General features: G+C 44.3%; 11 protein-coding genes and 1 pseudogene. 11 read left to right on the forward strand and 1 reads right to left on the reverse strand.

All coding sequences use genetic code 11. The features are described 5' to 3' along the window. The first annotated feature begins 134 nt into the window (after positions 1 to 134). The 9 genes and pseudogenes from AZH43_RS12810 (at position 135) to AZH43_RS12845 (ending at position 8,426) form a co-directional block, all read left to right on the forward strand. Positions 135 to 1,142 carry a sensor domain-containing diguanylate cyclase gene (locus AZH43_RS12810; protein ID WP_067670275.1) on the forward strand — a complete coding sequence of 336 codons (1,008 nt, stop codon included), beginning with the start codon at positions 135 to 137 and terminating at the stop codon, positions 1,140 to 1,142. A 235-nt stretch (positions 1,143 to 1,377) separates the two neighbouring features. After that, on the forward strand, positions 1,378 to 1,791 hold the full coding sequence (locus tag AZH43_RS12815) for a RidA family protein (protein WP_067670277.1): 414 nt from the start codon (positions 1,378 to 1,380) through the stop codon (positions 1,789 to 1,791). A 21-nt stretch (positions 1,792 to 1,812) separates the two neighbouring features. Next, positions 1,813 to 2,484 carry a DUF1028 domain-containing protein gene (locus tag AZH43_RS12820; RefSeq protein ID WP_067670279.1) on the forward strand — a complete coding sequence of 224 codons (672 nt, stop codon included), beginning with the start codon at positions 1,813 to 1,815 and terminating at the stop codon, positions 2,482 to 2,484. Positions 2,485 to 2,518: 34 nt separating this feature from the next. Continuing rightward, complete coding sequence (locus AZH43_RS12825; protein ID WP_067670281.1) at positions 2,519 to 3,496, forward strand: LysR family transcriptional regulator; 978 nt, start codon at positions 2,519 to 2,521, stop codon at positions 3,494 to 3,496. Positions 3,497 to 3,504: 8 nt separating this feature from the next. Then, complete coding sequence (argE, locus tag AZH43_RS12830) at positions 3,505 to 4,632, forward strand: acetylornithine deacetylase (RefSeq protein ID WP_067670283.1); 1,128 nt, start codon at positions 3,505 to 3,507, stop codon at positions 4,630 to 4,632. Between the two features lie 252 nt (positions 4,633 to 4,884). Next, a pseudogene (locus AZH43_RS19160) lies at positions 4,885 to 5,535 on the forward strand (amino acid ABC transporter permease); the annotation flags it as partial. Positions 5,536 to 5,631: 96 nt separating this feature from the next. Then, positions 5,632 to 6,393 (forward strand): amino acid ABC transporter ATP-binding protein, encoded by a 762-nt coding sequence (locus AZH43_RS19165; protein ID WP_227509819.1) that lies wholly within the window; start codon positions 5,632 to 5,634, stop codon positions 6,391 to 6,393. 164 nt (positions 6,394 to 6,557) lie between these two features. Then, a complete protein-coding gene (locus tag AZH43_RS12840; protein WP_227509818.1) occupies positions 6,558 to 7,436 on the forward strand; it encodes an ABC transporter substrate-binding protein in 879 nt (292 codons plus the stop codon). Positions 7,437 to 7,556: 120 nt separating this feature from the next. Next, the gene (locus AZH43_RS12845) at positions 7,557 to 8,426 is read left to right on the forward strand and encodes a phytanoyl-CoA dioxygenase family protein (protein WP_067670287.1); all 870 of its coding nucleotides are present in this window, start codon (positions 7,557 to 7,559) and stop codon (positions 8,424 to 8,426) included. 103 nt (positions 8,427 to 8,529) lie between these two features. On the opposite strand, the gene AZH43_RS12850 is transcribed toward AZH43_RS12845, so the two are convergent. Beyond that, entirely contained in the window at positions 8,530 to 9,255 is a 726-nt protein-coding gene (locus tag AZH43_RS12850; RefSeq protein ID WP_067670289.1) for a class II aldolase and adducin N-terminal domain-containing protein, read from the reverse strand. Positions 9,256 to 9,415: 160 nt separating this feature from the next. Here AZH43_RS12850 and AZH43_RS12855 point away from each other — a divergent pair, with 160 nt between their 5' ends. Together AZH43_RS12855 and AZH43_RS12860 are read left to right on the forward strand one after the other, a co-directional pair. After that, entirely contained in the window at positions 9,416 to 10,276 is an 861-nt protein-coding gene (locus tag AZH43_RS12855) for an ABC transporter substrate-binding protein (protein WP_067670291.1), read from the forward strand. Between the two features lie 48 nt (positions 10,277 to 10,324). Further along, positions 10,325 to 11,497, forward strand: a complete 1,173-nt coding sequence (locus AZH43_RS12860) for a hypothetical protein (RefSeq protein ID WP_067670293.1) — start codon at positions 10,325 to 10,327, stop codon at positions 11,495 to 11,497. Positions 11,498 to 11,596: the final 99 nt, after the last annotated feature.

Consider the following 11,596-nt stretch of genomic DNA (forward strand, 5'->3'; position numbering starts at 1 on the left):
GCGGATACAGCACGGTGAATGCTGAATAAGCCCTGCAGCAATAGTTTTGGATTTCTATTTTATTTAACTTAAGCCTATACATTATAATAAATAATTTTTAAAATTAAATCATTCTCAGTTTTTAAGAACCTTTCATGCCTAAGTCTAAGCAGCCGACGCCGAAGCAATTAATGTCTGTCATTCAAACCCAAACAGCCATTGCGAAATTGGGTTTGGATTTAAATGCGGTGATGACTTTGGTCGCGGAACAGGCCCAATCTTTGACGCATGCTAAAGGCGCGGTCGTTGAATTGGCAGAAGACGGTGATATGGTTTACCGCGCGGTTTCGGGCGGTGCAAGCCATTTGCTGGGATTGCGCCTGAACCAGAAAAACAGCCTGTCAGGACTCTGTGTCGACGAAAATAAGACACTTTACTGCAAGGATTCGGAAACAGATGAGCGGGTGGATAGAGACGCCTGCCGAAAAGTCGGTCTGCGTTCAATGGCGGTGGTGCCGCTGATTCATTGTGATGAAGCGATCGGCGTGCTGAAAATATACGCTGAACGTGCAGATGCATTTAAAGAAGGCGACTTGCAGCTGCTGGGCCTGATGTCTGAACTGATTGCGGCGGCGATGTACCATGCGACAAAATATGGCGCGCAGGAACTGTACAAGCTGGCCACACAGGATAATTTAACAGGACTTGCCAATCGCGCATTATTTTTGGACTGTTTGCGTCAAGGCATACAAAGCGCCAAGACCAATAAAAAGGTCATGGGTATTTTGATGATTGATATGGATGGCCTCAAACCGATTAATGATCAATATGGACATCGGGCAGGAGACGCAGCCTTAAAGGAAATAGGACAGCGTATTTTGCGTCATACCCGAAATGACGATTTGGCGGCCCGTTTAGGCGGTGATGAGTTTGCCGTGATTTTAACCAGTATTGCCGATGTTAATTTAGCGACTGCGGCCATGAACAGAATTGCCGAAACGTGCGGATTGCCTTTTGTTTTTGAGAATATCAGCTTGAAAATTGGCGCCAGCATTGGCTTGGCTGTATTTCCGGAAGATGCAGAGTCGATTGATCAGCTCATGGAAACAGCTGATTTAAAGATGTATGCCAATAAACGCCAGCGTAAAATGGCTTCTTCTTAAAGAAAGAAGGCTGAGCGGGCAAATTTTTACAGATCATCTCCTTTGCTGCTTTTTATTCATACAGTAAAAAGCAAAGAATTAGGCAGTTCGGGATTGCCAAATAGACAACAATAAATACCGGCATACGCGATATATGTTAATAAGGAAAAATTGAATTACTGCCTAGGAAAAGGGAAATTGCCTTAATAAGTGATTGATTCATACTGAGACTGTACCGAAAAAAGGAACAGTTAAAATGAAACACACACGCATTCGAACCTTCAACACAAAAAAAACATATCCAGAGCAAAATCTTGATAATGACTTATGCCAAGCCGTTGTAGCGCGGGGCAGTACAGTTTTCCTCCGCGGTCAAATTGGCCAAAATTTGGATACTTCTGAAAATGTGTGTATCGGTGATGCGTCCGGTCAAGCTGAGCAGGCCATGTACAATATTGACATGCTGCTGAAAGAAGCGGGCGGCGAATTGGAGGATATCTGCAAAATCACCATCTATATTACTGACCCGCGTTACCGTGAAGAAGTTTACCGTGTTGCCGGTAAATGGCTAAAAGGCGTGTTTCCTGTATCCACCGGTATTGTTGTTTCCGCACTGGCGCGCCCTGAATGGCTGGTAGAAATTGATGCCACCGCTGTAATTCCAGATTAAGCATGCAAGGAGTTATTGCCTATGACATTTTCAATTATTGCCCGCTGTAAAAAAACAGGCCAGTTTGGAGGGGCAATCAGTTCTTCCTCTCCGGCAGTTGCTGCGCGCTGTCTTCAAGCGAAGGCTGGAGTCGGTGTCGCAACATCTCAAAACATCACGGATCCATACTTGGCAAACATTTTGCTAGATATGATTAAGTATGATCTTGCACCAGAAGAAGCCATTTCTGAATTGGTTAAAAATACTGATTTTATTGAATATCGGCAGCTGTCTGTACTGAATTCGGATCAGCCTCCTGCTGTATTTAGTGGCGAAAATACACTGGGAGTGCATTCAGAGTGCATAGGAGAGCACGCTGTTGGTGCGGGAAATCTTCTGGCAAATGCAGATGTGCCTGCAAAAATGGTTGAAGTGTTCCATGCCAGTGAAGGCAGTTTAGCCGAACGGCTGCTGATAGCGCTGCAGGCCGGTTTAGATGCCGGCGGTGAGGCAGGCACGGTGCATTCAGCAGGTATTTTAGTGGTGGATAAACTCGAATGGCCAACTATTAATCTCCGCATTGATTGGTCTGAATCCCCCATACAAGATCTTTATCAACTCTGGAAATTATATGAACCGCAGGTTGAAGATTATGTTGTCCGCGCGCTGAATCCATCGGGTTCTCCGGCTTATGGCGTGCTGGGAGATGAATAATCAGAACAGCTGCAGGTGAAAAAAAGGAATCACGTTGTTAAATCGTATATCTTTGCGGCAAATGCAATACTTTGTCGCTACCGCAGAAAGCGGCAGTATTATCATCGCATCTGAGAAAATTCACGTTTCTTCTCCATCAATATCTGCAGCTATTGCGCATATTGAGTCAGAACTGCAGGTGCAGCTGTTTATTCGTCAGCATGCCAAAGGGCTGATTTTAACCAATATTGGCGACAAGGTGATGCAGGAATGCAAGTTCATTCTGAGTCAAGCCAGCAGCTTGTATGCATTGGCCGCAGACTTTTCAGGATCCATCCGCGGTCCTTTAAAGCTGGGCTGCTTTACCGCGTTTTCACCGATGATTTATGCAGAAATTATTCATGGATTTGCTCACCTGTATAAAAATGTCACCTTAGAGCTATGTGAAGAGGATCAGCAGGTTTTACTCCATAGCTTGACCCGCAACGAACTGGATGTCGTATTAACTTACGATTTAAATATTGATCATGATTTAGTGAATTTTGAACCTTTGGCGGTATTGCCGCCGCACATTTTGGTGAGTGAGGCGCACCCTTTGGCCAAGAATGTTGCGGTAACGCTTGAAGAGCTGGCGGAACTGCCGATGGTGCTGCTGGATATGCCTTATAGCAATGACTATTTTATTTCCTTATTCCGCAATCATAAGCTTAGCCCGAAAGTCGCGCATTCCTCAAGGCATGTGGACGTTGTGCGTTCCATGGTGGCCAATAATTTGGGTTATACCATTTTAAATGTGCGCCCAAAAAATAATTTTTCCTTGGACGGAAAGCGGCTGGTCCGGATCCGTATTGCAGGCGAACACCGGCCAATGAAAATTGGTTTGGCAACCGCTAAAAATGCAGTGCTGAATACGGTTTCGCAAGCGTTTATCAGCCGCTGCCGGGCTTTCCTCTCCAATCAATATATTCCGGGGATGGGGGATGCGCATTTCTTTGATCCGCATGTCAAAACCAGAACACCATCCGAGGCCTGAATTTTGTTATGAAAAGTACTGAACTGTTAACACAGCTGATTGCGTTTGACACCACATCATATAAAAGCAATTTAGATTTTATTCTGTATGTAAAGGCGTTGTTGGAGCAGCATAAAATTGAAACGGTATTAAATTTTAATGCTGAGAAGACCAAAGCCAACCTATTGGCATCCGTTGGCCCAAAGGATCAGGCCGGGATATTGCTTTCAGGACATTCAGATGTCGTGCCTGTAGAAGGCCAGCAATGGGACAGTCCGGCTTTTGACGCCCGAATAAAAAACGGCAAAATTTATGGCCGCGGCACAGCAGATATGAAAGGCTTTTTGGCCTGCGCCATTATGACTATGCTGGATGCATCCATCCAGCCTTTAAAACGTCCGCTGCATTTATGCATATCCTACGATGAAGAAATTGGCTGTGTAGGTGTGCGCGGCATATTGGATCAGCTGGCTGCAACAATAAAGCCGCCGCTGCTGTGTCTGATAGGTGAGCCAACCATGATGCAGCTGGCCTTGGCGCATAAAGGCAAAACGGTGTTCCGTGCGCGTTGCTGCGGAGAAGAAGGCCACTCCGCTTTAGCACCGAATTTTGTCAATGCCATCCATGTCGCCAGCAGTCTGGTGCAATCGATACAGCAGGTACAGCATCAGCTTCAAAGTCATGGGTATCAGGATTTAGGCTATGACATCCCTTTTAGCACAGTGCATGTCGGGAAAATTGCTGGCGGGACTGCGCTGAATATTGTGCCGAATGCATGTACGGTGGATTATGAGATTCGGCATTTGGCAGAAGACAGCAGTGCAGATATTCAGAATCAGATACTGAAGCAAATTGCAGCGCATTTTCAGGATCGGATAGAAGTGGAGAATTTGAATCAATACCCTGGCTTGAAAACCTCGCCCACAGTCGAAGCTGTAAAATTTATGCAGCAGCTGCTTCCAGAAGCGACATCGATAAAAAATATTTCTTTTGGCACTGAAGGCGGTTTGTTTCAGAATTCGCTGCAGTGCCCAGTTGTGGTATGCGGGCCTGGAGATATTGCTGTCGCGCACAAGCCGAATGAATATGTAGAACTTTCACAAATGGAAATGTGTGATAGCTTTCTTCAAAAGTTGCTGGCAAGTATTAAATATTAATATGTAGTTGAGTTTAAAACTTAATTTAAATTTTTCTTGAAAATAATGTTTGTTCATGCGTATATTATGTGTGCTTAAAATAAAATTTTTAAGTAGAACTATTCTGTTTTTATACTAGGTCAATTTTTATATTGGCCTTTTTTATTGCTTTTAATTTTCCATATTAATACCTCAAATTTTCAAAATTACATCTTTAAATAAAATTCGATATAACAAGCTTAATAGAATAGGTTGATGTAAGCGGGGTCTCGAATGGATTTTAATTGGGAATATACCTTAAAGTTATTTTTAAACAAAAATTTTTGGCAAGCAACTTGGACTGTGATCGAGTTGAGTGTTTTGGTTTGGGTTCTGGGCATTGTTTTGGGTTTTGCGCTGGCTTTTGGCAAGCAGTCCAAACTGAAGGCGGTGGCATGGTCTAGCGATGCGTATATCTGGTTTTTCCGCAGCTTGCCGCTGCTGGTGCTTTTAGTTTTTGTTTATAACTTGCCGCAAATTTTCCCTGCTTCGAGTGTTGTGCTTGCTTCCCCTTTTATTGCGGGACTATTAGCCATGACCCTCAGTGAGGCCGCGTATATTGCTGAGATTCACCGCGGCGGCCTGACTTCTATTCACAAAGGGCAGATAGAGGCTGGAAAGGCCTTAGGCATGAAAGCTTCGGGCATTCAGCGTTTAATCGTCATTCCGCAAGCCTTCCGTGTGGCGTTGCCTGCGCTGGGCAATGAGTATGTCTCCATTGTTAAACTCACTTCTTTAGTTTCAGTGATTTCTTTAACAGAAATCCTCTTGGTGGGGCAACGCCTGTATACCCAAAACTTTTTAGTGATGGAAACCATGCTGGCGGTTGCATTTTATTATGTGCTGATTGTGACAGTTTTTGGCTGGCTGATTGGCTGGTTTGAACGCCGCATTGATATTGCCAACCGTAAGCCTGGCATGTTGAGTGAATCTGATCCATTGCTGCAGCTGCCGAATGCATCGATTCGTGCACGTAAAGACATCAGCGCAGAGCGTCATGGCGAATTCGCGCTTGAAGCGGTGAATATTCATAAAGCCTATGGTCAGCATGAAGTACTGAAAGGCATTCATTTGAATGTAAACTGGGGGGAAGTGATTTCAATCATTGGCCCATCAGGTTCAGGCAAGACCACGCTCATCCGTACATTAAATGGCTTAGAAGCTTTGAACCAAGGCACAGTGAATCTGTTAGGGCAGCCGTTTTTGAAAGATCAGGCAATCACCGAAGATTCGCCTGAATATAAAAAACAAATTGTGCATGTGGGGATGGTGTTCCAAAGCTTTAATTTATTTCCGCATAAAACCATTTTAGAAAATGTGATGCTGGCGCCGCTGTACCACAAAATGGGTACGGTGCTGGACAATAAAGTCACAGCATTGGCGATGCTGGATAAAGTTGGCATGAAGCTGCATGCCAATAAATATCCGCATCAGCTTTCTGGCGGGCAGCAGCAGCGTGTGGCGATTGCACGGGCACTGGCCATGCAGCCATCCATTATCTTGTTTGATGAGCCGACATCTGCTTTAGATCCTGAATTGGTCAATGAAGTGCTGAAGGTCATTGAAGAATTGGCAAAAGAAGGTTTGACCATGATTATTGTGACGCATGAGATGCGCTTTGCATTTAAAGTTTCTGACCGTGTGGTATTTATGGAAAATGGCCATGTGATATTAAATGATACCCCTGAAATTTTATTGCAATCAGATAATGAACGGTTCCAAAAATTTATTTCTAAGGAGTAGTCTATTTATTATATTTTATTAAAAAAATAGTTTTTTAATTCTACTTATTATATGCAGTCATTTTGACTGCTTTTTTTATGAGTTGATTTTTATAATTCTAATTTTATGAATGAGTACATAAAAAAATCCTAATCGGATTGCCTAAAAAATATAGCTATATTGAATTGAATACAAAATCAACGACAGCAACGGGTTTAGGCATGAAGAAGAATACAGTATTAACCGTTACCGCATTGGCAGGCGCTTTATTCCTAAGCGGCTGTACAAAAAAGACAGAAACAGCCGCGGACAGTACGGCTGCGGCCGGTCAGAAAGTCCTGACTATTGGTTCTGATATGACATTTCCGCCATATGAGTTTTTAGACAACGGCAAGCCAAGCGGCATTGATGTTGAAATCATGGCAAAAATGGCCGAATTGGATGGAAATTATCAGCCGGAATGGATAGATACGCGCTGGGCGAATTTGATTCCTGGCTTAAAAAGCCAAAAGTTTGATGTGCTTTTCTCATCCATGTATATCACTAAAGAGCGCTTAGCGCAGATAGACATGATTCCGTATTACAAAACGGATATTTCATTGCTGGTGAGGGTGGATTCAGATTTGGCGCCTAAAGGGCCAAACGACTTATGCGGCCGTACTGTGGGTGCAATGAAGGGCACAGCCTTTGCAACCCAAGTGCAGGATATTTCTAAAGACCGCTGTGTGGCTAAAGGTAAGCCAGCCATTACCGTGCGTGAGTTTGAAACTTCGCCGCAAACGACGCAGGCCTTGCTGGCGCATGCAGTCGAAATTCAATATGACGATGCTGCGGTTATGACAGCTGCAACAAAAAACTTGCCGGGCAAGGTGAAAATTACATCGACTGAGCAGTTTTTTCCAATCGTGGGCGGCATCGGTGTGCGCAAAGGCGACACGGCAACGCGCAAGCTGCTGGAAGATGGCCTAAATAAAATTAAAGCTTCAGGCGATTACAGCAAAATTCTGGCTGCTTATGGCTTGAAAGAACCATCAGCGGAAGACATCGCCGCCGTAATGAAATAACTTGCAGATTTATGAAAAGGTGCATTGATTCAAGCATAGCAGGGATGCACTTATTATATATGGATAACGCGGTTAAATGATTCACTGACAGATTGATGCACAAGATAGAGAGGAAAAAAGATGTTAAAAGCGGAACAAATTGAACAATTTCATCGAGACGGTTATTTGGTTGTAGACAATGTGCTGAATGCCGATGAATTGCAGGGCCTGCGCGGACAGCTAGAGGCTTGGGTAGACGAAAGCCGAGCATTTGCAGCAGCTTATGGTGAAACAATGGATGGGCGTTCACGTTTTGATGTCGACCCTGCCGATCATAGTGCAGATCATCCCGCACTGCGCCGTGTCAGCTCACCTACTGAGATTTCAGAGGCGTATTTTAAAACCGCAATGCAGTCTAAAATGGCAGAAATGGCGGGTCAGCTGATAGGCGGTTCAGGCACGCGTTTTCATCACAGTAAAGTAAATGCCAAACTGCCGCATACTGCCACGACTGTAAAATGGCATCAGGATTTTCCATTTACCCCGCATACCAACGACGACATGATTACCTCACTGCTGATGGTGGGTGAGGTGACACAGGACAATGGGCCGCTGCAGGTGATTCCTGGCAGCCATAAAGGTGAGCTGTATAATCATTGGCAAGACGGCCGTTTTACCGGCAAAGTAGATGATGCTGTGGAAGCCAAAGAATGCCAAAAGTATGTTTCATGTATTGGTCCAGCGGGCTCAGTCTGCTTTATGCATACCCGTTTGCTGCATGCATCTGGTGCAAATAATACTGAGTTGCCGCGCTACTTATTTATTACGGTGTATGCGGCTGAAGACGCTGTTGCATTATCGGATAATCCTTTACCAAGTCAGCATCAAGGCCATTTGGTGTATGGCACAGAAAGCGGTCAAATCCGGATGTCGCCAAATGCACTGAAAATGCCGCAAAAACCGAAGGGCGCTTCGTTCTTTGTACAGCAGGCGGGTTTAGAAATGGCATAAGCAGGCACAGCATTCTGACAGCAATGGCAGAATAAAAAAGAGCTTCTTATGAAGCTCTTTTTTATTGGGTATTTATTTACAAGTGCTGCATAGTTCTGTTGATTTAATTCATAAAGCTTGGATCTTCTGCCAGCAGAATGCGCTTCATTTCTTCAAAATGCGCCCTGCTGAAATCTTCAATTTTTTCCCAATCCTGAGCCGTTTTTTCCGCTACTGCATCACCCAAAATATTCAAGGCTTGCCCTGTAGAATAAGCCGAAATCAGGATCTGGCTAGAGCGCTCAAAGGTATACATATCATCAAAAGCCACGCCAATATCATGCGAACCAATCAATACGCCATGATTGCACATCATGAGCCGGCTTTTGTCTTGCAGCAGCTGCGCTAAGCGGCGTCCTTCAGCGATTTGATCCGCCATGCCGCTGTAATGATGGTCATAGGCAACACGGTTAAAATAACGCGCGCTGTTCTGTTCAATTGGCAGCAGCGCCGGATTTTTCAGGCAAGACAGCGCTGTAGCGTAGACTGGATGCAAATGCATGATGACGCGGATATCAGGGCGCAGCTGATGAATTTGCCCATGAATGGCCCAAGCGGTTGAATCAATTTGCCCTTTTTCAAAACTGTCAGGATCATCAGCCTGCACCAAGATCAGGTCACTGGCTTTGACTTTGGAAAAATGCATCCATTTCGGATTCAGCAAAAAGGTCTTTCCATCTTCCGATACGGCCGCGCTGAAATGATTGGCGACGGCTTCATGCATGCCTAATTTTGCGCTCAAGCGCAGGGCAGCGGCTAAGTCAATGCGGATCTGCTGTTCTGTTTTCATCGGTGTACTCACATAAAAATATAAGAAAATTCTATGACTTTTTGTGACGTTTTTTGCATCGCATTTTTTGGAGTATTGACTAGGAATTTCCAAATTACATTCAGAAAAATTCTCACGTATAACAAATATAAAGCGCATAAAAGCCACAGAGAACTGATCTATGAAAACCAATCTTAAAATGAAACCGATTGCCGCCATTCTTTTGACCGCCTTAGGATTGGCCGCTTGCAGCCAAAGCTCAGAGCCAAAAGCGGAAACTTCGCAAAGCAATGCTTCTGACACTGCAGCCAAGACATATCAAATTGGCAGTGACATGACTTTTCCGCCATTTGAATACATGGAAAATGATCAGCCCGCTGGTTTTGATGTGGATCTCGCGGCGCAAATTTTTGCCAAAACCAATGAAAAAGCCAATTTCGTCGACACGCGCTTTTCGAACTTAATTACGGGGCTGGATGCGAAAAAATTTGATCTGGTTTTGTCTGGTTTGTACATCACCAAAGAGCGCTTGGAAAAAGTGGATATGGTGCCGTATTACATGACCACTGAAGCCGTGATTGCTTTAGCGGGTTCAGACTATCAGCCAAAAGTGCGAGATGATCTGTGCGGTAAAACTGTTGCATCGCAAAAAGGTTCACTTTTCCCAGAACAGCTGCGGAAAATGTCAGAGGAAAGCTGTGTCGCGAAAGGTAAAGCGCCCATTAAAGTGCGTGAATTTGAGACCTCGCCTGAATCTGTCCAAGCCCTGCTGGCAAAAGCTGTGGATGCGCAATATGACGATGCCAGTGTTGCGAAAAGCACAGTGGATAAGCTCAAAGGCCGTGTGCTCATCAGCTCTACAGAACCCTTCTTTCCAATCTTGGGCGGTATTGCTGTTCGTAAAGGGGATACCGCTATGCTGCAAAAAGTGCAATCCGGTTTGGATGCTTTAAAAGCCTCCGGCGAATATGGCGCGTTGATCGCTAAATATAATTTGCAGGAGCCAACGGACGAGGACATTGCCAAATATATGCCGAAATAATTTCAGTACTTTTAAATATTTTTTTAACACTAAATTGAGAACAAGCACATGCAAAAAAAAGCGTTATCTGGCTGTATGGCATTGATTGTGATGGGGTGTGTGGGGACACCTGCTTTTGCACAAGATTTATCGATAGGGGATCCAAAGTCGGATTTGGGCGAGCTGAAAGTCTCTGGTTTTTTGAGAGCGAAATATCAAGATAAAAGCTGGTCGGATAATGATCATAAACTGACATTTGATGCAGCCAAAGTCAATTTGGACTACACCTCGCCAAAAGTTTTTGGGCATATTGAATACCGCTGTTATCAATTTGATAAGCTTTGTGATTTTTCTACACTAGTCGATGCCTATGCAGGCTATAACTTGAATGAAAATCATCTGATTCAAGCGGGTTTGCAGCCCGTGCCGTTTGGTCCGGGGCGTTTCTGGGAAAGCAACTATTATGGCGGCGTCATCACTCAAATTGGCTTAGAAGATGTGCACAATCTTGGCCTGAAATATCAGGGTAAATTTGAGACAGGCACCAAAGTTGAATTGGCATATTTTACCGGAGATGGCGGTAAATACAGCGGCCCGTATTCGGATGACGCAAGCCGCTACACCACAAATTTTGTAAAACCGGAAGATCCGACACTGACGCATCTTGATGAAAAAAACATGTTTATTGCGCGTGTGCAGCAAGATTTGAGCGGACTGCCTGAAGGGATGAGCTCATCGCTGGGCGCATCTTATTGGTATTCAGATATTGAAAATAAAACCAACGGGCAAACGGGTGACCGTAAGGCTTGGTCAATTTTTGGCAATGTGGCGTATAACGATCTGACCTTGGGTTTGACCGTCGGTAAAAATGATGTCGACAACAAAGATCCAATTACGCCAGAATCTTCATTAATGGGTTCATTTGATGATAACTTTATGGTGGCGAATGAAGGCATGTTCTACACTGCAGATGTCAGCTATACCTTTAAAAATGTCGGTAAATTGGATGCGGTAACGCCATATGCCATGTACAGCACCTACGATAAATCTAAAGACGGCTTTAAGAAATCTTCACGCAACTTAGTCGGTGTGGCGGCATACTATAAAGATTTAGCTTTTGTCGCAGAATATATTGTGGGGAAAAATGATTACCTGATTGGCGGGCCATCTGATTCTTATGCTGCCGGCAGTGACACAGACACGCATGAACTGCTGAATCTGCAGGTTTACTACAACTTCTAATGTTCTAGAAGGCTGTACCATTTTAAAAACACCGCATAAATGGATGTATGCGGTGTTTTTTATTGCATATTTTTTATTCTAGGCGGTGAGAGTAAAGCG

Origin of the sequence: Acinetobacter pragensis (genome assembly GCF_001605895.1) — a bacterium.
Classification (GTDB): domain Bacteria; phylum Pseudomonadota; class Gammaproteobacteria; order Pseudomonadales; family Moraxellaceae; genus Acinetobacter; species Acinetobacter pragensis.